20 protein-coding genes are annotated in these 24,353 nt (G+C 70.7%); 14 read left to right on the forward strand and 6 right to left on the reverse strand.

The window, feature by feature from the left end:
- The first annotated feature begins 440 nt into the window (after positions 1-440).
- From AB0395_RS22800 to AB0395_RS22825, 6 genes are all read left to right on the forward strand, one after another.
- Entirely contained in the window at positions 441-1,787 is a 1,347-nt protein-coding gene (locus AB0395_RS22800) for an extracellular solute-binding protein (protein ID WP_366283429.1), read from the forward strand.
- An 80-nt stretch (positions 1,788-1,867) separates the two neighbouring features.
- Positions 1,868-2,839, forward strand: coding sequence for a sugar ABC transporter permease (locus tag AB0395_RS22805; protein WP_366283431.1), 972 nt, complete (start codon positions 1,868-1,870; stop codon positions 2,837-2,839).
- Complete coding sequence (locus tag AB0395_RS22810) at positions 2,836-3,711, forward strand: carbohydrate ABC transporter permease (RefSeq protein ID WP_366283433.1); 876 nt, start codon at positions 2,836-2,838, stop codon at positions 3,709-3,711. Before AB0395_RS22805 ends, AB0395_RS22810 begins: the two co-directional genes overlap by 4 nt.
- Positions 3,708-5,132 (forward strand): GH1 family beta-glucosidase, encoded by a 1,425-nt coding sequence (locus AB0395_RS22815; protein ID WP_366283434.1) that lies wholly within the window; start codon positions 3,708-3,710, stop codon positions 5,130-5,132. The genes AB0395_RS22810 and AB0395_RS22815 overlap by 4 nt, the downstream gene beginning before the upstream one ends.
- A gap of 31 nt (positions 5,133-5,163) precedes the next feature.
- Positions 5,164-6,171, forward strand: coding sequence for a LacI family DNA-binding transcriptional regulator (locus AB0395_RS22820; protein WP_366283558.1), 1,008 nt, complete (start codon positions 5,164-5,166; stop codon positions 6,169-6,171).
- A gap of 61 nt (positions 6,172-6,232) precedes the next feature.
- A complete protein-coding gene (locus AB0395_RS22825) occupies positions 6,233-7,129 on the forward strand; it encodes an aldose 1-epimerase family protein (RefSeq protein ID WP_366283436.1) in 897 nt (298 codons plus the stop codon).
- 137 nt (positions 7,130-7,266) lie between these two features.
- On the opposite strand, the gene AB0395_RS22830 is transcribed toward AB0395_RS22825, so the two are convergent.
- Both AB0395_RS22830 and sigK read right to left on the reverse strand, forming a co-directional pair.
- A complete protein-coding gene (locus tag AB0395_RS22830; protein WP_366283438.1) occupies positions 7,267-8,118 on the reverse strand; it encodes an anti-sigma factor in 852 nt (283 codons plus the stop codon).
- Positions 8,115-8,705: an ECF RNA polymerase sigma factor SigK gene (gene sigK / locus AB0395_RS22835; RefSeq protein WP_366283439.1), complete on the reverse strand. Its 591-nt coding sequence runs from the start codon at positions 8,703-8,705 to the stop codon at positions 8,115-8,117. The genes AB0395_RS22830 and sigK overlap by 4 nt, the downstream gene beginning before the upstream one ends.
- A 94-nt stretch (positions 8,706-8,799) precedes the next feature.
- Between sigK and AB0395_RS22840 the strand changes: the two genes are divergently transcribed.
- Together AB0395_RS22840 and AB0395_RS22845 are read left to right on the forward strand one after the other, a co-directional pair.
- Entirely contained in the window at positions 8,800-10,002 is a 1,203-nt protein-coding gene (locus AB0395_RS22840) for an FAD-dependent oxidoreductase (RefSeq protein ID WP_366283441.1), read from the forward strand.
- Positions 10,003-10,138: 136 nt separating this feature from the next.
- Positions 10,139-11,470: a class II 3-deoxy-7-phosphoheptulonate synthase gene (locus AB0395_RS22845; RefSeq protein WP_366283443.1), complete on the forward strand. Its 1,332-nt coding sequence runs from the start codon at positions 10,139-10,141 to the stop codon at positions 11,468-11,470.
- A 78-nt stretch (positions 11,471-11,548) separates the two neighbouring features.
- On the opposite strand, the gene trxA is transcribed toward AB0395_RS22845, so the two are convergent.
- The gene (gene trxA / locus AB0395_RS22850) at positions 11,549-11,920 is read right to left on the reverse strand and encodes a thioredoxin (RefSeq protein ID WP_366283444.1); all 372 of its coding nucleotides are present in this window, start codon (positions 11,918-11,920) and stop codon (positions 11,549-11,551) included.
- 162 nt (positions 11,921-12,082) lie between these two features.
- On the reverse strand, positions 12,083-14,524 hold the full coding sequence (locus tag AB0395_RS22855) for an ExeM/NucH family extracellular endonuclease (RefSeq protein ID WP_366283446.1): 2,442 nt from the start codon (positions 14,522-14,524) through the stop codon (positions 12,083-12,085).
- Positions 14,525-14,685: 161 nt separating this feature from the next.
- Here AB0395_RS22855 and AB0395_RS22860 point away from each other — a divergent pair, with 161 nt between their 5' ends.
- Together AB0395_RS22860 and AB0395_RS22865 are read left to right on the forward strand one after the other, a co-directional pair.
- Positions 14,686-16,110, forward strand: coding sequence for a pentapeptide repeat-containing protein (locus AB0395_RS22860; RefSeq protein WP_366283448.1), 1,425 nt, complete (start codon positions 14,686-14,688; stop codon positions 16,108-16,110).
- Positions 16,111-16,294: 184 nt separating this feature from the next.
- Positions 16,295-16,984: a permease prefix domain 1-containing protein gene (locus tag AB0395_RS22865; protein WP_366283450.1), complete on the forward strand. Its 690-nt coding sequence runs from the start codon at positions 16,295-16,297 to the stop codon at positions 16,982-16,984.
- Between the two features lie 10 nt (positions 16,985-16,994).
- On the opposite strand, the gene AB0395_RS22870 is transcribed toward AB0395_RS22865, so the two are convergent.
- Positions 16,995-17,336 (reverse strand): helix-turn-helix transcriptional regulator, encoded by a 342-nt coding sequence (locus AB0395_RS22870; RefSeq protein WP_366283452.1) that lies wholly within the window; start codon positions 17,334-17,336, stop codon positions 16,995-16,997.
- A 165-nt stretch (positions 17,337-17,501) separates the two neighbouring features.
- Here AB0395_RS22870 and AB0395_RS22875 point away from each other — a divergent pair, with 165 nt between their 5' ends.
- Genes AB0395_RS22875 through cydC form a run of 4 tightly spaced genes read left to right on the forward strand, consistent with a single transcriptional unit; the run spans position 17,502 to position 22,987 of the window.
- Positions 17,502-18,683, forward strand: coding sequence for a cytochrome ubiquinol oxidase subunit I (locus tag AB0395_RS22875; protein WP_366283454.1), 1,182 nt, complete (start codon positions 17,502-17,504; stop codon positions 18,681-18,683).
- 11 nt (positions 18,684-18,694) lie between these two features.
- The gene (locus AB0395_RS22880; protein ID WP_366283455.1) at positions 18,695-19,462 is read left to right on the forward strand and encodes a cytochrome d ubiquinol oxidase subunit II; all 768 of its coding nucleotides are present in this window, start codon (positions 18,695-18,697) and stop codon (positions 19,460-19,462) included.
- Positions 19,463-19,469: 7 nt separating this feature from the next.
- Positions 19,470-21,311 (forward strand): thiol reductant ABC exporter subunit CydD, encoded by a 1,842-nt coding sequence (cydD, locus tag AB0395_RS22885; RefSeq protein WP_366283457.1) that lies wholly within the window; start codon positions 19,470-19,472, stop codon positions 21,309-21,311.
- A complete protein-coding gene (cydC, locus tag AB0395_RS22890) occupies positions 21,308-22,987 on the forward strand; it encodes a thiol reductant ABC exporter subunit CydC (RefSeq protein ID WP_366283459.1) in 1,680 nt (559 codons plus the stop codon). Before cydD ends, cydC begins: the two co-directional genes overlap by 4 nt.
- A gap of 118 nt (positions 22,988-23,105) precedes the next feature.
- Here the strand turns inward: cydC and AB0395_RS22895 are convergent, their stop codons facing one another.
- A complete protein-coding gene (locus AB0395_RS22895) occupies positions 23,106-24,263 on the reverse strand; it encodes an erythromycin esterase family protein (RefSeq protein ID WP_366283461.1) in 1,158 nt (385 codons plus the stop codon).
- Positions 24,264-24,353: the final 90 nt, after the last annotated feature.

Here is a 24,353-nt window from a genome sequence, read left to right on the forward strand (position 1 = left end):
CGCCCTTCCGCCACTGCCCCTACCGCGGCCGCCCCCCGCGCTTAAACGCCTCCACCCCCCCATCCGAAACGGGGCGCGCCTCCCCCGCGCCGCGCCCCTTTCGGCCGCCCGGATCACGGCGGCCCCCTTCCCTCCGCCCGGGACACCCCTCCCGGGCTTTTCGGCCGTCGGACTCCTCGCACACCCTCGCCATATGGGAGCGCTCCCAGACAGACATATGCGTCTTTAGTCACCTATATGTCCATATATCCACCTACCGGCAGCCGGATGTAACGGTTGGGTTTCGGCATATTGACGTTCAGGTTGCCGATCGTCCACGCTTCGTGGGAGCGCTCCCAGAACATTGAGGAACCGCCCCATCACAGGATCGCGTCTGTCGGGGACCGATCCACGATGTCACCTCCCACCGATTCGGGCGACCAACCTGAGAGGGGTCCGGAATGTTGAACGACAAGCGGCGTGGCAGGCTCGCCGCGGTCACGGCGGTGGCGGCCGCGGCGCTGACCGTAGCCTCGTGCGGTTCGAGCGAACCCGCGAAGCCCGCGGCGAGTGGCAGCCCGGCGGCGGCCGAGCCGGTGACCGTCACCGTGCACACCTTCGGCGGCGGCGAGAACTTCGGCTACGACAAGGCCGTCGAAACGTGGAACGCCGCGCACCCGGGCATCCAGATCAAGTACCAGAACCTGACCGACCGCTTCGAGGACGTCTACCTGCCCCAGCTGCTCCAGCGGCTGCAGGCGGGCAGCGGCGCCGCCGACGTCATCGCCCTGGACGAGGGCGCGATGGGCCTGATGAAGGCCCGCCCGCAGTTCTTCACCGACCTCGGCCAGTACGGCCTGGACAGCCGCAAGGCCGACTTCCCCGCCGCCAAGTGGGACAACGGCATCAACGCCGACAGCAAGCTGTTCGCCCTCGGCACCGACATCGGCGGCATGACCATGTGTTACCGCACCGACCTGTTCAAGAAGGCCGGCCTGCCCACCGACCGCGAGGAGGTCGGCAAGCTCTGGCCCGACTGGAACGCCTTCATGGAGGTCGGCAAGAAGTTCCAGGCCGCCAACCCCGGCAAGGACGACCCGAAGTTCCTCGACGGCCCGAACACGCTCTACAACGTGATCCTGTCCCAGGAGGCGCCGAAGAACGGCAACATCTCCTACTTCGACAAGGACAACAAGCTCGTCATCGAAACCAACCCCGCCATCAAGACCGCCTTCGACACGGTCAAGAGCTTCAGCGAGGCGGGCCTGACCGCCAAGCTGGCCTCCTTCACCCCGCCGTGGAACGCCGCCATCAAGAAGGGCGGGTTCGCCACGATGGGCTGCCCGGCCTGGATGCTGGGCGTGGTCTCCGGCGCGGCGGGCGACTCGGGCAAGGGCAAGTGGGACGTCGCGGCGGTGCCGGGCGGCGCGGGCAACTGGGGCGGCTCCTACCTCGCGGTGCCCAAGCAGAGCAAGCACCCCAAGGAGGCCGCAGAGGTGGTGAACTACCTCACCGGCAAGGAGGGCCACGTCATGGCCTTCCAGGAGGCCGCGGCCTTCCCCAGCTCCATCCCGGCCCAGCAGGACCCGGCGGTCAGCGAGCTGAAGAACCCGTTCTTCAACGACGCGCCCACCGGCAAGATCTTCGGCGCCTCGGTCAAGGATCTGCTGCCCACCTTCCTCGGTGAGAAGCACGCCCAGGTCAAGACCTCCGTTGAGAAGATCCTCGAGGGCATGGACCAGGGCTCGGTGCCCTACGACCAGGCCTGGACAAGGTTCCTCGAGGCCGGAGTCAAGGCGGCGGGCTGATCCCCGGCCCCCACGCGCGCCGGCCCCGCGGCCATCCCGCCGCGGGGCCGGTCGCCCGCCTCTCGCTGAAAGGCTGACCGATGACCCTGCACGTCGAAACCCCCGCTCCGGCCAGGCCCGGCAAGCGCCCGTCCACGAGCGGGCGGGGACGGGGCGGCGCCCGGTTCGCCAGGTTCGATCTCCTGGTGACCCCCTACTTCCTCGTCTCGCCGTACTTCGTCCTCTTCGCCGTCTTCGGCGTCTTCCCGCTCGCCTACACCCTCTGGGTCTCGCTACACGACTGGGAGCTGGCCGGGGACAGGACCTTCGTCGGAATCGACAACTACGTCTCCCTGATCACCGACGAGGCCTTCTGGAACGCGGTGGTCAACACACTCGGGATGTTCGTCATCTCGACGATTCCGCAGCTCGTCCTCGCCCTGCTCCTGGCGAACGCCCTCAACAAGCGCATCCGGGGCAGGCTGGCGTTCCGCCTCGGCGTGCTGCTGCCGCTGATCACCTCCGTCGTCGCGGTCGCCGTCGTCTTCACCCAGCTCTACGGGCGCGACTACGGCATGGTGAACTGGTTCCTGAGCCTCTTCGGGGTCGACGCGATCAACTGGCAGAACGAGAAGTGGTCGGCCTGGATCGCGATCTCCACGATGATCGACTGGCGCTGGACCGGCTACAACGCGATCATCCTGCTCGCCGCCATGCAGACCATCCCCAAGGACCTGTACGAGGCCGCCGCCATAGACGGCGCGAGCGCCAGGCGGCAGTTCTGGCGGATCACCGTCCCGATGCTGCGCCCGACGATCGTCTTCACGGTGTTCGTCTCGACCATCGGCGGCCTGACGCTGTTCACCGAGCCGGTCATGTTCGACGGCAACCCGACGATGAGCGGCGGCGCGACCGGCCAGTACCAGACGGTGGCGATGTTCGTCGTCAAGGAGGCGTTCCGCGACTTCGACTTCGGCTACGCCGCGGCCGCCGCCTGGCTGCTGTTCGTGCTGATTCTCCTCGGCACGTTCGTCAACCACTCCCTCACCCGCCGCATCGGGGGCACGAAATGACCGTGGTCAACCCCGGAGGCCGGGCGGTCGCCGAGACCCGCAACCGCGTCTGGGACGCGGGCCCGCTGACGAAGGCCGTTCTCGCCCTCGCCCTCGTGATCTCCGCCTTCCCGATCTACTACATGTTCGTCATGGCCACCCGGACGAACGAGGAGGCGATCGACGTCCCTCCGCCGCTGCTGCCCGGCGGGCACCTGGGGGAGAACGTCGCGCGGCTGCTCGCGACCGAGGACGCCTACTTTCTCACCGGCCTGGTCAACTCGGCCATCGTCTCGGTCACCGTGACCCTGTCGGTCGTGCTCATCTCCACGCTGGCCGGCTTTGCCTTCGCCAAGCTGCGTTTCAGGGGCGGCAAGGCGCTGCTCGGCCTGATCCTGGTGACGATGATGGTCCCGCTCCAGCAAATGGGCGTGGTCCCGCTGTACGAGCTCATGGTCGCCCTTGGCTGGACCGGCCAGCTCAAAGCGGTGATCCTGCCCTTCCTGGTCAACGGGTTCGGGGTCTTCATGATGACCCAGTACGCCGGCCAGGCGGTGCCGGACGAGCTGGTCGAGGCCGCCCGCGTCGACGGCGCGTCGACCATGCGCGTCTACGCCAGTGTGATCCTGCCCGCGCTCAGGCCGGGCATGGCGGTGCTGGCCCTGCTCGTGTTCATGCAGACCTGGAACGAGTTCATGTGGCCGCTGATCGTGCTGAACCCGGACAACCCCGTGGTGCAGACCTCGATCGCCGCGCTCAACCAGGCCCACGGCACCGACTACGTCATGCTCTTCACCGGCACGGCGGCCTCGGTCCTGCCCCTCTTCGTGGTTTTCGTCGTGTTCGGCCGCCAGATCGTCGGCGGTCTCATGGAAGGTGCGGTCAAAGCATGACCACGCAGCAGACGCAGGTTCAGGCACCGGATCTGGTGTTCCCCACGGACTTCGTCTGGGGGGCGGCCACCTCCGCCTACCAGATCGAGGGCGCCGTCTCCGAGGACGGGCGAGGCAGGTCCATCTGGGACACCTTCACCCGGCAGCCGGGACGGGTGGTGAACGGCGAGAACGCCGACGTCGCCATCGACCACTACCACCGCTATCGCGACGACGTCCGGCTGATGGGCCGCCTCGGCCTGAGCGCCTACCGGTTCTCCGTCTCCTGGCCCCGCGTCCAGCCCGACGGCGCGGGGGCGATCAACGCACGGGGGCTCGACTTCTACCGCAGGCTGGTCGACGAGCTGCTCGAGCAGGGTGTCGACCCGTGGGTGACGCTCTACCACTGGGACCTGCCCCAGGCGCTGGAGGACGCGGGCGGCTGGCCCGCGCGCGACACCGCCCAGCGGTTCGCCGACTACACGGCGGCCGTACACGATGCGCTCGGCGACCGGGTGCGCGCCTGGAGCACGGTCAACGAGCCCTGGTGCGCGGCGTTCCTCGGCTACGCGTCCGGGGAGCACGCCCCGGGGCGGCGCGAGCCCGCGCGGGCGGTGCACGCCGCACACCACCTGCTCCTGGCCCACGGGCTGGCCACGGCGGCCATGCGTGCCCAGCGGGCGGACAGCAGGATCGGCGGTTGCGTCAACCTCTACGCCGTCTCCCCGCAGACCTCCTCGGCTGCCGACCTGGACGCCGCCCGCCGCATCGACGGCCTGCAGAACCGGTTCTTCCTGGACGCGCTGCTGAAGGGCGAGTATCCGGCGGACGTGCTGGAGGACCTGGGCGAGGTGACGGGGTTCGCCAGGGAGGGGGACCTCGAGATCATCTCGGCCCCGCTGGACATGTTGATGATCAACTACTACAGCCGTTTCACCGTCTCCGGCGTGCCGGGCGGCGCCGCGTCCGCGGCAGCCGCGCCGACGGACACCGGGTCGCCCTGGGTCGGCAGCGAGCACGTCTCGTTCGCGGAGGGCGGGCGTCCCGTCACCGCCATGGGCTGGGAGATCGACCACGCGGGCCTGCGGGAGGTCCTGCTGCGGGTGGCACGGGAGTATCCGCGGGTCCCGCTGGTCATCTCGGAGAACGGCGCCGCCTTCGACGACGTCCCGGACGCGGACGGCGTCGTGCGCGACCCGGAGCGCAGGGACTACATCGAGGCCCACCTGCGTGCCTGCCACGCCGCGATCCAGGAGGGGGTGCCCCTCGCGGGCTACTTCGCCTGGTCGCTGATGGACAACTTCGAGTGGGCCTGGGGCTACGGCAAGCGGTTTGGGCTGGTCCGCGTCGACTACCCGACACAGCGCAGGGTTCCGAAGGAAAGCGCTCTTTGGTACGCCGAGACAATCAGGCGTGGAGGCCTGACCGGTCCGGCAGAATAAGGCCAGGGAATCTTCCATGGGGGCGAGGAACATGAACGGCGACCGTCGTCCGACCCTTGAGGCGGTCGCGGCTCTGGCCGGGGTCGGGCGCGGCACGGTCTCACGGGTCATCAACGGCTCGCCGAAGGTGAGCGAGAAGGCCCGCGACGCCGTACAGCAGGCGATCAGGGAGCTGGGCTACGTCCCAAACAGGGCCGCACGCGCGCTGGTCACCCGGCGCACGGACACCGTCGCGCTGGTGGTCTCCGAGTCGGAGCTGCGGGTTTTCGACGAACCCTACTTCGCCGGGACCATCCGCGGCATCGGCTCCGCGCTGTCGGAGACAGGCCTGCAGCTGATCCTGGCGATGGCCCAGTCCCAGCAGGACCACGAGCGCCTCGAACACTACCTGACCGGCCAGCACGTCGACGGGGTGCTGTTGATCTCGCTGCACGGCGCTGACCCGCTTCCCGGCAGGCTCGAGGAGATGGGCGTGCCGACCGTCATCGGCGGCAGGCCCATCGGGTTCGCCCCCTACAGCTACGTCGACGTGGACAACAGGGCGGGGGCCAGGCAGGCGGTGAAGTACCTCCTGGGCAGGGGCCGCAGGCGGATCGCCACCATCGCGGGCCCGCAGGACATGGGGGTCGGCGTCGACCGGCTCGCGGGCTACCGTGACGCGCTGATCGCGACGGGCGTGCCGGAGCTCGTGGCCTACGGCGACTTCAGCGAGGGGAGCGGCGTTACGGCCATGCGCGGGCTCCTGGCGGACGATCCCGGCCTGGACGCGGTCTTCACCGCCTCCGACCCGATGGCGCTCGGCGCGATGCGGGTGCTGAGGGAGGAGGGCAGGGCCGTCCCCGGCGACGTCGCGGTGATCGGGTTCGATGACTCGCCCGCCGGGGCCCACTCCTCTCCCGCCCTGACCACCGTGCACCAGCCGACCGAGGCGATGGGCCGCCAGATGGCCCATCTCCTGGTCGCCCGCATCAACGGGGAGCACCTGGAGCAGCCCGTGGTGATACTGGACACGCATCTGGTCGAGCGGGCCTCCGCCTGAGCGGGCGCGTCCCGGCCAGCCGTACGCCTCCTCCCCTGTCATCCCCTGCGAAAGGACGACCGTGTCCCAACAGTTCACCCTCCGCGGCGGCGGCATGCGTGCCGAGATCAGCGAAAGGGCCGCGGCCGTGCGGGTGCTCAGGCACGGCGAGCGCGACCTGGTGGCCGACTGGCCGCAGGAGGGGCCGATCCCCTTCTACAGCGGCACCCTGCTGGCCCCGTGGCCCAACCGGGTTGGCGGCGGTCGCTACACCTTCGGCGGCGTGACCCACCGGCTTCCGGTGAACGAGGAGGCCAGGGGCAACGCCCTGCACGGGCTGGTCGCCGAGGTCGACTGGCAGGCGGTCGAGTGGCTGGCCGTCGAGGACGAGCACTCCTTCGTACGGCTGGCGCACACCGTCACCCCGACGCCCGGCTACCCGTTCACCCTGGCCCTGCAGGTGCGCCACAGCCTGACCTCCGACGGGCTGACCACCACGCTGACAGCGGAGAACACGGGTGACGAGGTCGCCCCCTACGGCTGCGGGCCACACCCGTGGCTGCTGGCGGGCGACAACGTCGAGGAGTACGAGCTGCTGGTGCCCGCGGAGAAGGTGCTGCTGCCCGACGACCGGATGCTGCCCGGCTCCCTCGAGGACGTCTCCGGCACCCCGTACGACTTCGGAAGCCCGAGGACGATCGGTGGCACGGCCGTTGACCACACCTTCACCGAGCTGGTGCCCGACGCCGATGGGCTGGTCAGGGTGCGGGTGCGCGGTCCCGAGGGCGGGGTCGAGGTGCGCTGGGACGCCTCCGTGCTGCCGTGGGTGCAGGTGTGCAGCGGCACCGGGTTCGGCTACCGGGGACTGGCCGTCGAACCGATGACATGCCCGCCGGACGCCTTCAACTCAGGCACCGACCTGATCGTGCTCCAGCCGGGCGGCAAGGTCGAGACTTCCTGGACGATCTCTCCTGTCTGACCTGCCGTCCGAGATGACCCGATAGACGGCAGGACCAAGCGCTCCCTGGCCTTTCCCGAACTCGACGCGCTGGTGCCGCCGGCCGGGGCGGAGCACTGGACGTGCTGGGCTCCGCGCGGTAGGCCAACGGGCGGGTGTCAGGCGGCCGGGAGGTCGGCGACCATGATGGGAGTGGTCGTCGGCTGGTCGGACCCGCCCGCGGGTTCAACGGTCAGGCCGAGCCTCAGGTCATCGCTGCGCGGGCTGGTCAGCAGGGGCGTGGTGACGCCGTCCTCCGCCCGTTCGAGCAGCCCGGCGGGACGGGCGCCGTCCGCGCTCATCAGCCACACCTCGTAGACCCGTGAGTCGGGCAGCGGCGGAAGCCCCCTGGCGGTGACCACCATCCGCCCCTGAGAGGGCGACATCACCATGATGCAGGTGCCGCCGGAGGAGACGGGGTACTTGACGGTCCTGGCGTCCGCGGCGGCGATCACGGTCACGGCCTGCTGGAGCCTGTCACGCTCCCGCACGGCGTCGACGGCGACGGCGCCGAGGCTCACGGCTGCGGCGCTCACGGCGGCCACCAGGCCGATCGCGGCGCGCCTGCGCCACGGGGAGCGGGACCTGAGCGGCACCACCTCCCCCGGCGTCCGTCCCTCGCGGTCGCCCTCCGCGCGGGAATCCCCTGCGTGGGAACCCTCGACACGGGAATCCCCTGCGCGGGAGCCCTCCGCGCGGGACGCCCCGGGGGCGCGGTCGCCCGCACGCCTGTCGAGGAGGGGCGGCTCCTGGCGGACCTCGGTGATCCGGGCCATGACGCGGGCGCGCAGTGCGGCGGGCGGCTGCTCGGCGGCGGCCATGGCCAGCCGGGCGGCCGTCTCCGACAGTCCCCTGACCTCGACGGCGCAGGCCTCGCATCTGGCCATGTGCTCTTCGAAGAGGAGCACATCCTGCTCTGGCAGCGCGTGCAGCGCGTAGGCGCCGGACAGGGTGTGGAGGTCCTCGTTCATCGTTCCACCCCCATGCAGTCGCGGAGCCTGACAAGCCCGTCGCGCATCCTGGTCTTGACGGTGCCCAGCGGCACCTTGAGCAGCCCGGCCACCTCCGGGTAGCTGTAGCCACCGTAGTAGGCGAGCGTCACGGCCTGCCGCTGCAGATCGGTCAGGCCGCCCAGGCAACGGCGCACCCGCTCGCCCTCGAGGCGGGTGGTCACCGTCTCCGAGACCTCGTCGTAGGGAACCTCGCCCGACATGCGGGAGACGCGTTCCTCCCTGGCGGTCGAGGCCTGGGCGGACCTGACCCGGTCGACGGAGCGGCGGTGGGCCATGGTCATCACCCAGGACAGGGCACTGCCGCGTGTCCTGTCGTATCTGGAGGCGGTGCGCCACACCTCCACCAGGACCTCCTGCGCCACCTCCTCGGCCTGCGCCCGGTCCCGCACGACCCGCCTCGCGAGTCCGAAGACCGGGCCGGCCAGCAGGTCGTAGACCCGGTTGAAGGCCTGCTCGTGTCCCAGCGCCACCTGTGACAGGAGCTCTTCGAGGCCGGGGCCCTCCCCGGGGACCGGCTCCCCCGCGGGCTCGCGTTCTGTCCTCACACCCGCCTATTCGACACCGGATGGCGCGCGGATTGCCGAGAACGTTGTTTTCTTCATGGCCAACCTGTGTCAAAATTTCATTAGGTGATGAATTATGAATCAGAACACATGTGTGATCGCCGGGGGCGGCCCCGCGGGGGCCGTGCTCGCGCTACTGCTGGCCAGAGCGGGCGTCCAGGTGACGCTGCTGGAGAAACACGCCGACTTCCTGCGCGACTTCAGGGGTGACACGATCCACCCCTCGACGCTGCAGGTCCTCAAGGAGATCGGCCTGGCCGAGGAGTTCCTACGGATTCCGCACCACAAGGCCCGCCGCATGACGATGCATACCGACGAGGGCGCGGTGCCGATCGCCGACCTGTCCAAGCTGGGCGGCGAGTACCCCTACATCGCCTTCGTGCCGCAGTGGGACTTCCTCAACCTGGTGACCACCGCCGCCGCGCGGTACCCCACCTTCCGTCTCGTCATGAACGCCGAGGTGCACGACGTGATCCGGGAGGGCGACGCGGTGCGCGGAGTCCGCTACCGGGACCCCGACGGCGAGCACGAGCTGCGGGCGACGCTCACCGTGGCCGCCGACGGCCGCCGCTCGGACGTACGGCGGGCCGCTGGGCTCGTCCCGGTCGAGCACGCCGCGCCGATGGACGTGGCCTGGTTCCGGCTGCCGCGCGAGCCTGCGGACCCGGACGAGACGTTCCTGCGCCTGTCCATGGGCAGGATCATGGTGGTGATCAACCGGGGGACCTACTGGCAGCTCGCCTACGTGATCCCCAAGGGCGGTTTCGACGCCCTGCGAGCCGGCGGCATCGAGGCGCTGCGCGAGCCGGTGGCCAGACTGCTGCCGTTCCTGAAGGATCGCGCCGGCCTGCTGAAGGACTTCGACGAGGTGAGCGTGCTCTCGGTCGCGCTCAACCGGCTGCGCCGCTGGCACAGGCCGGGCCTGCTGGTCATCGGGGACGCCGCGCACGCCATGTCGCCGATCTTCGGCGTCGGCATCAACCTGGCGGTGCAGGACGCGGTGGCCGCGGCCAACCTGCTGGCCGAGCCGCTGGCCTCCGGCGCCGAGATCCCCGAGTCCCTGCTCGCCGGGGTCCAGCGCCGCCGTACGCCGCCGACCGTGGTGACCCAGTTCGCCCAGCGCGTGGTGCAGGCCCGGCTGATCCGCCCCGCCCTGGCCGGGCGGGTGAAGCCGGTACGGCTGCCGCGTAACCTCTCCCACCTGCCGGTGATCGGCGCCCTGACCCGCCGTTTCATCGGCTTCGGCGTCCTTCCCGAACATGTCAGGAGCCCGTCGTGAACCTGTGATGTGGCCCACCTTCGAACCCGCGACGAGCCCGTCATTCGCGCGTGCCACCCGCATTGGCATAAAGACGTTCTCAATCCGTGGACATTGAGGTCGGTTCGCCCACCCTGTTGCAATAGCCTGGTATGTCGTGAGCAACAACCTCGATTCCTGGCGGGAGCTGCCCGCGGCGCAGCAGCCCGAGTGGCCCGACCGTGGCGAGCTGGACAAGGTCGTCGCCGAGCTTGCCGGACTGCCTCCCCTCGTGTTCGCGGGGGAATGTGACAACCTCAAGGCCGAGCTTGCGGCGGTGACACGGGGCGAGGCCTTCGTGTTGCAGGGCGGTGACTGCGCGGAGACCTTCTCCGGGGCCACCGCCGACGGCGTCCGCAACAAGCTGAAGACGCTGCTGCAGATGGCGATCGTGCTCACCTACGCGGCGAAGGTGCCGGTGGTGAAGATCGGCCGGATAGCCGGGCAGTTCGCCAAGCCCCGCTCCAAGAACACCGAGGACCGGGAGGGCGTCGAGCTGCCCGCCTACCGGGGCGACATGGTCAACGGCTTCGACTTCACCCCCGAGTCCCGCATACCCGATCCCGGGCGGCTGCTGCGCGCCTACCACTCCTCTGCGGTGACGCTGAACCTGGTCCGCGCCTTCACCAAGGGCGGCTACGCCGACCTGCGTCAGGTGCACGCCTGGAACCAGGACTTCGTGAGCGAGTCCCCCGCGGGCAAGCGCTACGAGCGGCTCGCCAGGGAGATCGACCAGGCGCTGGCGTTCATGCACGCGTGTGGAGCCGACCCTGAGGAGTTCCACAGCGTGGAGTTCTACTCCTCGCACGAGGCGCTCATCCTCGACTACGACAGGGCACTCACCAGGATCGACTCCAGGACCGGCGAGCCGTACGACGTGTCGGCGCACATGGTCTGGATCGGCGAGCGCACCCGCCAGCTCGACAGCGCGCACGTGGAGTTCTTCTCCCGCATCCGCAACCCGATCGGCGTCAAGCTCGGCCCGACGACCACGGCGGAGGAGGCCCTCGCGCTGGTTGAGAAGCTGAACCCGAACGACGAGCCCGGCCGTCTGACGTTCATCACCAGGATGGGCGCCTCCAAGATCCGCGAGCACCTGCCCTCGCTGGTGGAGAAGGTCACCGCGAACGGCGCCCGGGTCGCCTGGATCTGCGACCCGATGCACGGCAACACCTTCGAGGCTCCCAGCGGCCACAAGACCCGGCGCCTCGACGACGTGCTGAACGAGGTGGCGGGCTTCTTCGAGGTGCACCGCGCACTGGGCACCCACCCCGGCGGCATCCACATCGAGTTCACCGGTGACGACGTCACCGAGTGCGTCGGCGGCGGCACCGAGATCGTCGAGGACGACCTGGCACTGCGTTACGAGACGGCCTGCGACCCGCGGCTGAACCGGAGCCAGTCGCTGGACATGGCCTTCCGGGTCGCGGAGCTGTACCGCTCCGCCTGATCCCTCCCGTCCACGACGGGAAGACGCATACGAAAGCCCCGCGCCTGCACAAGGTCGCGGGGCTCTTCGATGCGGTTTTCAGTTGTTCTGGACGCCGATCTCGCTCGCCAGCTCCGTGCGGATCGCGTCCATGTCGAGCGCGCGGACCTGGCCGATGAGGTCTTCGAGGGCGGGCTCGGGCAGAGCTCCCGGCTGGGCGAAGACGACGATGCCGTCACGGATGGCCATGATCGTCGGGATCGATGTGATCTCGAAGCCCTGGGCCAGACCCTGCTCCGCCTCAGTGTCGATCTTGCCGAACTTGATGTCGCCATGCTTCTCCGACGACTTCTCGAAAATCGGCCCGAACATACGGCACGGCCCGCACCAGGCCGCCCAGAAGTCCAGCAGAACGATCCCCTCGTCGGCGATTTCGTTGAAGTTCTTCTCCGTTACCTCAATGGTCGCCACCGGTTGGCTCCTCTTGTCGTCATGTCTGTACGGCTGGCATAACCATTTCCCTCCCGCGAGCATTCCATCCCGCCGCCCGCGCGGGAACAGGCGAACGGTACCGCCAAGCGCCCGTGTTCCGGAAGGGCGGGCGCCTCTGCCCGCCCTTCCTTCCCCGTACGGCTACCGCCCGCCGGGCAGGGTGAGCCCGACGACCAGGGGGTCGTGGTCGGAGGAGCGGAACGCGTCGGGCCGGTAGAGCTCCGGCGGGTTGTACTCGGTGTTGTAGTCGAGGATCCGGCTCTCGTCCGAGTTGATGTGCCAGATGGTCGTGCTGGTCACCCGCCTGAGCAGGTCCCTGGCCGCGAGGGCGTGGTCCAGCTCGCCGCTGCGGCCGTCGAAGAGGTAGCTGTAGCGCAGCGGCGCGGGGATGAACCTCTTGGTCAGGCTGGTCAGCCCGCCCGCCTGCAGCGTGTCGATCGGGTCCTCCTCGCCGTAGGCGTTGAGGTCGCCCAGCACCAGCGCGTTCGGCAGCCTCAGGCTCTCGACGAGGGCGAGCGTCGCCTTGGCCTGGCGGACGCGCTCACCGTTGTAGCAGCTCTGGCCGTCGCCCTGGTCGGCGTCCGGCCCGGTGGCGGCGGCGTCGCAGCCCTTCGACTTGAAGTGGTTGACGACCATCGTGAACGGCTCGCCGCCCTGGACCCTGCGGAAGGTCTGGATCAGCGGAGGGCGCCGGAAGACGGGGTCGGTCGAGGAGCGGGCCTGGCCGACCGGCTGGAGCTTCGCGGGCTTGTAGATGATCGCCACGTGGATCAGGTCCGTGCCGGGGTAGGGGTGGCTCAGCGCCGCGTACGTGCCTGCGCCGACCTCGGCGTTGAGCGCGTCGACCAGCGCCTGGACCGCGGTCTGGCCGTTGTTCTGCACCTCCATGAGGCCGACCGCGTCGGCGTTCATGCCCTTGAGCGCGGCGACCAGCTTGGCGAGCTGCCGCCGCTGCTCCTCCGCGGTGCTCGCGCCGCGCGAGCCCAGGGTGGTGAACCAGTTGAGGGTGTTGAAGCTGGCCACCCTGACGTTGCCGACCACCGGGAACGGCACGGGCAGGCGCGGGTTGGTCCGCAGGAAGCCGATCGGCGTGGTCGGCTGGAGCCGGTACTCGCCGAAGCCGTACCCCAGCACGCCGGTGACGCCGAGCGCGGTGTCGCCGAGGCGGACGGCGCGCGGGTCGGTGTAGGGGATCTTCGCGGGGTTCTCCCTGGTCGAGCCGTCGTCGACGAGCAGGCTACGGCGCTCGTTCGCGGCCTCGCTCACGCCGGGCCTGTCGGTCGCCTGGAACAGGCGTCCCTCGGAGGAGAGGGTGACCTCGCCGTAGCGGCCCAGGTTGTAGTGGTCGGTGACGGTCAGCGGCTCGGGGAAGGTGACGAGCATGCTCTCGACCGGCTCGAAGGTCGAGCCCTCCGCGCGAGGCAGGCGCTGCCTGGCCGGGGCGACGGTGCCCGTGCCGCAGACGTCGACGGCGGTGACCGGCGACAGCTCGGTCCAGCCGTTGTACTCGACGACCTTGCCGGTGACCAGCACCCGGTCGCCCGGCTTGACGTCCTTGAACGAGGCGCGGGCGTAGGCGAACAGGCCCTCCGAGGTCGCCGGGTCGGCGTCGGGGGTCGCATCCTGCAGGAAGAACCCGCTGAGCTGGTCCGTCTCCTGGAAGTCACCGGTCACGACACCCTCGACGCGAACCGTCTGGCCCACCAGCGGGCTGGTGTCACCGCTGCCCTGCACCTGGGCGATCTGGTGGGTGGCCGGGGTGTCGCACGGCTGCTCTGTCGGGGTCGGAGTCGGGGTCGGAGTCGGCGTCGGCGTCGCGGTGGGTTCCCCGGTCGGGGTCGGGGTCGGGGTGACGGTCGGCGTCGGGGACGGCGTCGGCGTCGGCTCGCCGGTGGGCGTCGGGGACGGCGTCGGCTCGGCGCCACACGGTGCCGGGGCCGTGGCCCCGTTACGTGGTGCGGGAGCCGCGCTCTGCAGGTCGGTGCCGTTGACGTCGGTGTCGGCGCAACCGTGGTCCGCGCGCAGCGCGGCGGTGCTCGCGGAGAGGGCGGGGGCGGCGGTGCCCTCGAAGTAGTTCGCCGTGCCGTACCCGACGAGGTCGGCGATCAGTGCCGTCTGCTCCGGCGTGCAGGGGGTCGAGCCGCCGTTGCAGGCCAGGCCCTGCGCCGAGCGGACCAGGACGACCTTGCCCGCGGTCGCGCTCATGTTGGTCGCGCCGGTGCTGTCGGGAGCGGGCAGCGGGGCACCGTTGGCTCCCCCGCCGAGCTGGACGAGGTGGTACTGGCCCGGGGCCAGCGTGCCGGACAGCGGCACGACCGGGTTGGCGCCGAAGGTGCCGGTGCCGGTCGCGCTGCCGTACTGGACGGACCAGCCGTCCAGCGCGACCGGTGCGGCGCTGCGGTTGAACAGTTCGACGAAGTCGTTGGTGAGCGGTGCGCCGGTGTTGCCGCCTCCGCCGTAGACCTGGCTGATGACGACGGTGCCCGGCTCCGCCAGGGCGGGGGCAGAAGTGAGGGCCGTGACTCCGGCGGCGGCGACGCCGAGGGCCGCGAGGGCGGCGAACGCCCGGGATAAAGCACGCATGACCGGGAGCGTAGAGCTCGCTTGATCAGTCGACACTTACTTGAAAATGGATAGAGGATGAAATCAGGGAATCTTGACACTTTGTGTTGACTAAAGGCATCAGTTATAGCTTGCCTTGACGTAGATCTCGCTTAACGCTTCGTCTGGGGTATCACTGATTTATGAGAACTCTGGACGTGGGTTGGGTGACCTGCGCCGCCTCCCCTGAGTGCGCGGGATCGGCCCGGCAGCCCTACGGACGCTGCCTGGCCCATCTGGAGCATCACGAGCTTGACGAGGTCGTCCGCGGCCTGTCACCAGGCTCCGCGGTCGATCTGCGGGGCACCGTCGTCGGCAAGGACCTGCTTGAGCTGGTCCTGGCCGCAACCCATGGCCATCTTGGCAGGGCCAGGTTCGATCTGGCGGCCTTCCCCGAGGACGTCAGGTTCTGCGACGTCGTGTTCGGCGCGGACGCCTCCTTCGACCAGGCCCGTTTCGATCGTCTTGCCTCGTTCGTCGGTGCGCGCTTCGCGGGGAACGCCTCCTTCAGGGAGGTCAGGTTCGCCAGGGAGGTGTCACTGCACGGCATCGCCGTCACCGGGCACGCCGCCTTCGACCGGGTTTCCGTCGGCAGGGACGCGCTCTTCAGCGCGGCGAGCTTCGCGCGGACCGCGTCCTTCGAGAGCGCCGAGTTCCACGATTTCGCCACCTTCGACGGCACCCGGTTCCGCGGTGACGCGACCTTCCGCGGCTGCCGGTTCGGCAGGGCGGTCTCGTTCAGGAAGGCGGAGTTCGGCGGCCTGGCCGGGTTCGAGGCGACGCGCTTTTGGGCCGGCGGCTACCTGACCCCCGTGACGGTCGGCCGCCGCCTCAGCCTGGCGGGGGCGTGGGCGGGCAACGGTCTCGACCTGGCCACCCGCGACTGCGCGGTCGACCTGCGGCGGATTTCGGTGACCGGGCGCCTGGTCGTCCGCCTGGACGGCGCGGTCGCCGACCTGGAGGGCGCGACGCTGCGTGGCCAGGCGACGGTCAGCGGGCAGGGCGCGGCCGCGGTGACCTCCCTGCGCGGGGTCGAGGCCGAGGCGCTCGAGCTGAGCTCCGTCGACCTGAGCACCTGCCGCTTCACCGGGATCCGCACTCCGGAGCGGCTCAGGCTGACCGGCTGCGCGTTCGCGAACACCCCGCGCGGTGTGCGGTTCGCGCCGCGCTGGCCGCCGCTGCGCTGGTGGACCCCGCGGCGCACCCTGGCCGACGAGCACGCCTGGCGCGGGTGGTCCGGCGCTGAGGCGGAGGCGCCCACCCCGCACCGGCTCGCCGTCCTCTACTCCCGGCTGCGCGCCGGGGTCGACGACAAGGCGACCGCGGCCGACTTCGCCTTCGGCGCCATGGAGATGCGCCGTGCCACCAGTCGATCCTCAGGGCGCTGGCTGCTGTCGCTCCACTGGATCCTCAGCGGGTACGGCCTGCGGATGGGACGCGTCCTCGGATGGTTCGCCCTGCTCGCGGCGATCATGGCGGGCAGCATCCTGATGAGCTCGGCCTCCCACGCGGCACGCCGCGCGACCGCCCCCAGAGCGCCGCTGCCCTCGATCCAGCTCTCGCCGTAGCGGGCGACCCGATTCCCGGGAACCGGTCGGCTTCCCGAGAGGCGATTCCTGGAAAAAGGCGCTCGCGGGGGCGCGAGGCGGCGGGTTCCGGGGCTTCTCAGGGTTGTTCCCGATGCGCCGGACCCACCTCGACCACGACGATGTACGGTAAAGGCCGTACAAGGCCACGCGGGTGGAGGTGGGTATGGCCGAAGCCGGAGTCATCGACGACTACGTGACCGGGCTCAGCCGTACGCTCAAGGGACCGAGAAGACCGAAACTCGACCTGGTCACCGAGGCGCGCGACAGCCTGCTCGACGCCGCGGAGGCGCTCGAGCACGACGGGCTGGGCAGGGCCGAGGCCGAGCTGGCCGCCGTCGAAGAGTTCGGCTCGCTCGAGGAGATCGCACCCGGCTACCAGGAGGCGCTGTCGATCTCCGCCGGGCGGAGGCTGGCCGCCGTGGTGTTCGTCAGCGTGCCGCTGACCACCCTCGCCTGGAGCGTGGTCTGGCGTTTCTACCCCGAGGCCCCGGCGGCGTACGCCCAGTGGCCCGGCTGGTACCGTCCGGTCTCCTGCGGCCTGGACGTCCTCCAGCTGTTCGTCGGCCTGCTCGGCGGGGCCGCGCTGTTCGCGCTCGGCCGGGGGCTGCGCAGGATCCGGCGGCCCCGGCTCGTCACCCGGGCGCTGGCGGTGCTGGTCTGGACCATGCTGCCGATCACGATCGGGCTCGGCCTGATGCTGATGTACGGCTATCACCATCCGGCGGGCCTGTCCGCCTATCCGCTGAGCCTTGGCGCCGAAGCGCTGAGCTTCGTCTTCACGTTCACGCAGCTGTACTGCGCGACCCGCTGCCTGACGGGCACCCGCAGGCGCCCCGTCCCGGCACAGGCGTAGCCCGGAGGGCTCAGGCGCGCTGTCCCGGTGCGGGCCGGGGCTCGAGCACGCTGCCGATCACCCCGCTGAACTCCCGCCACGCCGCGCGCTCACCGGCCAGGGCCTTGTGGCCCGACGAGGTCAGCCGGTAGGTGCGCCGCTTGCGCCCGCCGACCGTCGCCCACTCGCTGGCCAGGTATCCCGCCTGTTCCAGGCGGCGCAGCGCTGGGTAGACGGTGCCGGTCGGCACGCTCAGCGTGCCGCCGCTACGGGCCTGCAACGCCTCGATGATCGCGTAGCCGTGCAGAGGCTCGTGCTCAAGCACGGATAGCAGCAGGGCGTCCATGTGCCCGCGGAGCGCGTCGGTGTTCACACCGCACCCCCCGCCCGCCGCGGGACGGCGGAACCCGCGCGATCGCTGTGGTTGTCGGCTCGGTCGCTCACGCCCTCACCTTACCTCTCTATAGACAGCCTACATGTAGGCGTTCTACATGTAGAGTGCCTATAGGTAGACAGACACAACAACGGAGGTGAACCCGTGGACGTGCTCGACCTGGCCCGGACACAGTTCGCGGTGACGGGAAGCCTTCACTTCCTGTTCGTCGTGCTGACCCTGGGCCTGGCCCCCCTTGTCGCGATAATGCACACCCGCCACACCGTGACCGGCAGGCAGGACCACGAGCGGGCGACCCGCTTCTGGGGCCAGATCTACGTGATCAACTACGCGCTCGGCATCTTCACCGGCCTGGTGATGGAGTTCCAGTTCGGCCTGAGCTGGAGCGGCCTGTCGGAGTACGCCGGGGACGTCTTCGGCGCCCCCCTCGCGATCGAGACGCTCGGCGCGTTCTTCCTGGAGTCCACGTTCCTGGGACTGTGGATCTTCGGCTGGCGCAGGCTGCCCGCCTGGCTCCACCTGGCGTGCATCTGGCTGGTGACCCTGACCGCGTACGCCTCCGCCTTCTGGATCATGGTCGCCAACTCGTTCCTGCAGAATCCGGCGGGAGCCGTCGAGCGAGGCGGCCACCTGGTCCTGACCGACTTCGGCGCGCTGCTCACCAACCCGACGCTGACCATGGCGCTCCCCCACGTGATCGGCGCGGGCCTGTGGGCCGGCGGTTTCACGGTGATGGGGGCCAGCGCGTACCAGCTGTTCAGGCGGACCTCCGAGCGGGAGTTCTTCACCTCCTCGCTCCGCACCGGCGTGCTCGTCGCGTTCGTGGGCTCGCTGATCACGGTCGGCGTCGGCTACGCGCAGTTCGGCGTGGTCGCCACGTTCCAGCCGGACAAGTTCAGCCAGCCGATGGTCGGGCCGGCGCTCGGGATCATGATCGGGATCGGGCAGACGCTCCAGCTCTTCATCATGTTCGTACTGATGCCCGTGCTGTACTGGCTGCCCCGCTGGCGCTGGGCGCAGCCGATCCTGATGGTCATCACCCCGCTGCCGTTCGCCGCCGCGACCGCCGGTTGGCTGGTCCGCGAGCACGGCCGCCAGCCCTGGCTGATCAACGGCAGGCTCACCGTCGCCGACGCCATGTCCCCCGGCCTCACCTCGGGGATGGTCACCGTCTCGTTCGTCGGCTTCGTCGGGGTGCTCGGCCTGCTCGCGTTCGCCGACTACTTCCTGATCGCCAGGACGGTACGGCGCGGCCCCGCCGCGGCCACGCTCGGCGTCGACGCCCCCACCGGCCCCACCGAGCGCGCGCACGCGCTCAGCCTCTAGGAGAAGACCTCGTGGACATCCTCTGGCTCGGCGTGCTCGCCCTGCTGCTGCTCGGCTACTTCGCCCTGGAAGGCTTCGACATCGGCCTGGGCATGCTGCTGCCCATACTAGGCAGGACCCAGCGGGACCGGGACAGGATCGTCTCCGCCATGGCACCGTTCGTGCTGGCCAACGAGGTGTGGCTGGTCGCCGTCGCGGGCGTGCTGTTCGGCGCCTTCCCCTCGCTCGAGGGGCAGGTGCTGTTCGGCCTCTACCCGGTGGTCGTCGCCCTGCTGCTCTCGTGGATCCTGCGCGACGCGGGCCTGTGGTTCCGCCGCCGTCTCGAGGGGCCCGTGTGGCGGGCGGCCTGGGACTGGATGATCTGCGCGGGCTCGTACGGCCTGGCGCTGAGCTGGGGCATGGCCCTGGCCGCGATCGCCGGAGGCCTGTCGGGGCCGCCGATCGGCCTGGACGGGCTCGGCTTCGGGGTCGTGGTCGCCGCGGCCTTCGGCTTCCACGGCTGGACCTTCGCCTCCTGGCTGCTCCCCGGGCAGGTGACCGGTGCGAGCCGCGACGGCAGGGCGCTGCTGGTCTCGGCGTGCGCCGCCGCCCTCCCCGCCGCGGTGCCGCTGGCCCTGCTCTCCCCGTGGGTGCTGGAGCACGCCGCGCCCGCCGGGACACTCGGTGTGCTCAGTCTCATAATCGTGCCGTTCACACCGGTCATGGTGGGTGCGCAAGTATGGACATGGCGCACGTTCGGTCGCAGGCGTGCAGCCGACCGGATGCCGTCGTTCTTCTAGGGTTCGCATGCACAAGGATCTTCTACGGCTTGCCCGCGGCGAGCGGGCCGTCCGCCGCCACCTGGCGCTCTGCCTGGCCGCCGCGGTCCTGGCCGGGCTGCTCGTGCTGGTCCAGGCGGAGGTGCTGGCCGGGGTGCTGTCCGGCCGGTTCGCCACCTCGGCGCTGGTCGTGCTCGCGCTCGTCGTCGGCGCCCGCGCCCTGCTCGGCCTGGTGCAGGGCGTGGCGGCGGGAAGCACGAGCACCGGGGTGAAGTCGGCGCTGCGCCACCGGCTGCTGTCGCGGCTGCGGGAGCTGGGTCCCGCCCGACTCGCCACGCACCGCTCGGGAGAACTGGTGACGCTGGCGGGCCGCGGCCTGGACGCCCTCGACCCCTACCTGTCCGGCTATCTCCCCGCGGTCGCGGTCGCGGCGGTCGTGCCGATCGCCGTGCTCGTCCGGCTGTTCGCGGCCGACCTGGCCAGCGCGGTGATCGTGCTCGTCACACTGCCGCTCATCCCCCTGTTCGGCGCGCTGGTCGGCATGCGCACCAAGGAGGTCACCGAGCGGCAGTGGCGAGCGCTGTCCCAGCTGGGCGGGCACTTCCTGGACGTGGTCAGGGGCCTGCCCACGCTGCGCGCCTTCGGCAGGGCACGCCACCAGGCCGAGGTGATCGGGCGGGTGGCCGAGGCCCATCGCGAGGCCACGATGCGCACGCTACGGGTGGCCTTCCTGTCATCGCTGGTGCTGGAGCTGGCGGCGTCGCTGTCGCTGGCGCTGGTCGCGGTGCCCGTCGGCCTGCGGCTGCTGTCCGGGTCTCTGGAGCTGCCGGCCGCGCTGCTCGTGCTGCTGCTCGCGCCCGAGGCGTACCTGCCGCTGCGCAACATGGGCAACAAGTTCCACGCGGCGATGGAGGGGGTCACGGCGGCCGACGAGGCGTTCGCCGTCCTGGAGGGACGGGCGGAGTCCCTCGCGACGGACGCCGTGACCAAGGGCGCGCCCGAGACCGAGGACGCGCCCGGAAACGGGGCCGGAACCGGGAACGGGGCCGGAACCGGAAACCTAGCCGGAACCGGAGGCACGACCGCCCGGCCGGCGACCGGCTCTCCCGTGCCGGACAGAACCAACGCGAACAGCACGGACGAGGACCGGCGGACCGGCGAGGCAGGACAGGCCCGGGCCCCGGGTGGCGCGCCGGAGATCCGGCTGGAGAACGTCACCGTACGCTATCCGGGACGCGAGGAGGCGGCACTCGATGACGTCTCCCTGGTGATCTCACCGGGTGAGCGGGTCGCGCTGGTCGGCGAGAGCGGTGCGGGCAAGAGCACCCTGCTGCACCTGCTGCTCGGCTTCGTCACCCCGGACAGCGGCCGGATCCTCATCGACGGCGCCGAGTTCACCGGCGACGACTCCTGGCGGGAACGGCTGGCGTTCGTGCCGCAGCGGCCGCACCTGTTCGCCGTCTCGGTCGCGGACAACATCCGCCTCGGCTCCCCCGCCGCGACGATCGAGGAAGTACAGCGGGCGGCACGGGCGGCGCACGCCGACGAGTTCGTGCCGGCGCTGCCGGAGGGCTACGAGACGGTGCTCGGCGAGCGCGGCGCGAACCTGTCCGCCGGGCAGCGGCAGCGGGTCGCGCTCGCCCGCGCCTTCTGCCGCCCGTCCGCCGACCTGCTGCTCCTCGACGAGCCGACCGCGCGGCTCGACGGCCGGAGCGAGGCGGCGATCGTGGCCGCGACCCGTGAGCTGTCCGAGGGCCGTACCGCCGTGATCGTGGCCCACCGGCCCGCGATGATCGACCTGGCGGACCGGGTGATCCGGATCGCCGAAGGGCGCGTGGTGTCCGCCGAGCTGATCGGAGAGTCTCGATGACGAGCATGAGAGGGCGGACGGCTCTGGCCATGGCGGCGGGGGCGGCGGCCGAGCTCGCCGGGCTCGGGCTGATCGGGTCGGCGGCGTGGCTGATCACCAGGGCCGCCGAGCAGCCTCCACTGGCCGCGCTCAGCGTGGCGATCGTCGGCGTCAGGGCCTTCGCGACGAGCAAGGGCGTCCTCAGGTACGGCGAGCGCCTGGCCGGGCACGATGTCGCACTGCGGGCCCAGGCGACGACCAGGAAGCGGCTCTACCGGGCGCTCATCCCGGCGGGGCCGCTGAACCATCGGGGAGCCGACCTGCTCAGCCGGATGGTCGACGACACGGACGCGGCGCAGGACCTGCTCGTGCGCTGCCTGCTCCCCGCGGTCGCGGCGCTGGTGACCGGGGTCGCCGCGGTCGTGCTCGGCCTGTTCCTGCAGCCCTCGGCCGCGCTGGCGCTGCTGGCCGGGCTGCTGGTCGCCGGGGTGGTGATCCCCGCGGGAACGGCGACGGCCGCGCGGCGCTGGTCCGCCAGGATCGCGCCCGCGAGGGCGGAGCTGGCGGCCGGGGCCGCCGATCTGGTGCACGGCTCCGCCGACCTGGCCGCCTACGGCGCGGGTGGCCGCGCGCTGGCCGCCTGCGCCGAGGCCGACGCCCGCCTCGCGGCGCTGGAACGCCGCCAGGCCAGGTCGAACGCGGTGGCCACCGCACTGGGAATGCTCACCCAGGGCCTGACCGTGCTGGCGGTCGTCTGGATCGCCGCGGGCTCGGGAACAAGCCGGGTCGCCACGGCGGTGCTCGCGCTGACCTCGCTCGTCTCGTTCGAGCCCGTCCTGCCGATGGCCGCGGCGGCGGAACGGCTGACCGGCGTGCTCGCCGCCCTCCGCCGTCTGAAGGAGGTCCGCGCGACCCCGTCGGCGGTGACCGAGCCCGCGCGACCCGTCCCCGTCCCCGAGGGGCCGCCGACCGTCGAGATCGACGACCTGGTGATCCGGCACGGCCACGGCCGTCCCGCCGCGCTCGACGGCGTCAGCCTGACCCTCACCCCGGGCAGGCGCGTCGCCCTGGTCGGCCCGAGCGGCGCGGGCAAGAGCACCCTGCTGTCGGCCATGATGCGCCTGGTCGAACCCGAGTCCGGCACGATCAGGCTGAACGGGGTCGAGCTCGGGGAGCTTTCCTCAGACGACGCCAGGCGGGTGATGACCGGGCTGACCCAGGACCCCTACGTGTTCCGGGCGTCGCTGAGGGACAACCTGCGCCTCGCCGGGCCGGACGCCGATCAGGAGGAGCTCGCGGAGGCCGTACGGCGGGCCCGGCTCGACCGGTGGGCCGAGCGGACCGGATGGGACACCGTACTCGGAGAGGACGGACGGACGGTCTCGGGCGGGCAGCTGCAGCGGCTGGCGCTGGCCAGAGCGCTGCTGAACGCCCCTCCCGTGCTGCTGCTGGACGAGCCCGCCGAGTCCCTGGACGAGGCGACCGCGGACGCGCTCATGGCCGATCTGCTGGACGCGACGCGCGGCCACACGACGTTGCTGGTCACGCATCGCCTGCGCGGGCTCGAAGGGGTGGACGAGATCGTCGTGCTGGAGAACGGCTCGGTCGTGCAGCGGGGCACCCACGAGGAGCTGGTGGGCGTCCCTGGCTACTACAGCGACCTGTGGCGCTCCGAGGCACTGACCGCCGGGCGCTGACCGCCTTTCCGGCACCTCACCGCCGTATCCACTGACCATCCAGGTCAACGCCGAAATGGCGGCCGGTGAGAGCGGCGTTGACGGCACCCGGGCATGGATGGTGTGACGGGTGCGCCTGTCAATCCAGCCTGACGGCCTCCTTGAGGAAGACGATGCCGTCGATCGTGTCGAGCTGGGCTGGGTCCAGCGGGATATAGGCGAAATCGCGGGAGATGCGCGAGGCTGGTTTCGTGACGGCCTCGGCCAGGCGGCGGGCGTCGATGAGAGAGTGGTCCCACGGGAGCGTGGACAGGATGCCCTCGACGGTGTCCGGGGGCGGGGTGTCGTCGCCGACCGTGCCGAAGGCGGAGACCAGGAAGGCGTACCGGTCGCCCAGGTGCGCTTCGGTGATCGCCCCCGCGCTCCACCACTGCAGCGTCTGGTCGCCGAAGCGCATGGAGCTCTTGTTCCGCTGCAGGTGGAGATTGTGGGTGAAGACCAGTGCCGGGCCGTGCTGGGCGACGGCATGGAGGTTGGCGGCCATCATCGCGTCCCGCAGTCCCGACAGCCGCGCCACCCGTGCCGGGGACGTGTCGGCCATCCAGTGGTGGTAGCGGAGCAGGCCGGTGGCGGTGCGCCCGTACAGTGCCGCCCGCTCCCTGTCCTGCGCGCTCAGCTGCGGTGTCTGCGTATCGAGCAGCGCCACCAGGTCGTCGGCGATCAGTCGCAGCCGCTGGGCGTCGGCGGACTGGCCGATCGACTGGGACGGGTCCATGACCGTGGCCTCGTTCGTCCACCGGTCGTCCGGGCCGAGCAGCGTGTCGAGGGTCTCCCTGGTGCAGGGGAGCGGGCCGTCGAGGAGGTCGCAGAGGGCGGTGAGCGCCTGGCGCGGGCTCTCGGCCCAATACTCCAGCGGGCCGTCGAAGCCGAAGAACCGGAGCTTTTCATCATGTTCCTCGTTGTACGCGCGCATCCAGCGTACGAGCTCGCGGTTGGCCGGAGGCAGGCCGAAGCGGTGACTGAAGCCGCGTTCCATGACATCGTCGAGCGTGCCCGCGCCCGTCGTGATGTGGTCGTCCACCACGAGGCCCCTGAGGCAGTCGCTCTCGATGGCGAACGACCGGTAGCCCTCGTGCTCGACCAGATACCGGAAGATCTCGTTGCGCAGCTCGCCCAGTTCCTCCACGAAGTGCCTGGCTTCGCCCAGGCCGAGCAGCAGGGGCTTGGCGGGAAGCGACCGGAGGAACGCCGAGACGCCCACGCCGTCGAACGGCCGGGCCGTGTCCTTGATATCCATGCCCTCAACGGTATCGTTGAACTTTCGGTGTAAACTTTGCCGCGAAAATTCCCGCTCTCATCGTGACGAACCTTCAATCAGTGATGCATC

Source organism: Streptosporangium sp. NPDC051023 (genome assembly GCF_040689595.1).
Classification (GTDB): Bacteria; Actinomycetota; Actinomycetes; order Streptosporangiales; family Streptosporangiaceae; genus Streptosporangium.

Bases quoted from the DNA above. Each gene is read 5' to 3' on its own strand.
- AB0395_RS22800 (WP_366283429.1), top strand. From the start codon at position 441: ATGTTGAACGACAAGCGGCGTGGCAGGCTCGCCGCGGTCACGGCGGTG.
- AB0395_RS22805 (WP_366283431.1), top strand. From the start codon at position 1,868: ATGACCCTGCACGTCGAAACCCCCGCTCCGGCCAGGCCCGGCAAGCGC.
- AB0395_RS22810 (WP_366283433.1), top strand. From the start codon at position 2,836: ATGACCGTGGTCAACCCCGGAGGCCGGGCGGTCGCCGAGACCCGCAAC.
- AB0395_RS22815 (WP_366283434.1), top strand. From the start codon at position 3,708: ATGACCACGCAGCAGACGCAGGTTCAGGCACCGGATCTGGTGTTCCCC.
- AB0395_RS22820 (WP_366283558.1), top strand. From the start codon at position 5,164: ATGAACGGCGACCGTCGTCCGACCCTTGAGGCGGTCGCGGCTCTGGCC.
- AB0395_RS22830 (WP_366283438.1), bottom strand. From the start codon at position 8,118: ATGAACGAGGACCTCCACACCCTGTCCGGCGCCTACGCGCTGCACGCG.
- AB0395_RS22840 (WP_366283441.1), top strand. From the start codon at position 8,800: ATGAATCAGAACACATGTGTGATCGCCGGGGGCGGCCCCGCGGGGGCC.
- AB0395_RS22855 (WP_366283446.1), bottom strand. From the start codon at position 14,524: ATGCGTGCTTTATCCCGGGCGTTCGCCGCCCTCGCGGCCCTCGGCGTC.
- AB0395_RS22860 (WP_366283448.1), top strand. From the start codon at position 14,686: ATGAGAACTCTGGACGTGGGTTGGGTGACCTGCGCCGCCTCCCCTGAG.
- AB0395_RS22865 (WP_366283450.1), top strand. From the start codon at position 16,295: ATGGCCGAAGCCGGAGTCATCGACGACTACGTGACCGGGCTCAGCCGT.
- cydD (WP_366283457.1), top strand. From the start codon at position 19,470: ATGCACAAGGATCTTCTACGGCTTGCCCGCGGCGAGCGGGCCGTCCGC.
- cydC (WP_366283459.1), top strand. From the start codon at position 21,308: ATGACGAGCATGAGAGGGCGGACGGCTCTGGCCATGGCGGCGGGGGCG.
- AB0395_RS22895 (WP_366283461.1), bottom strand. From the start codon at position 24,263: ATGGATATCAAGGACACGGCCCGGCCGTTCGACGGCGTGGGCGTCTCG.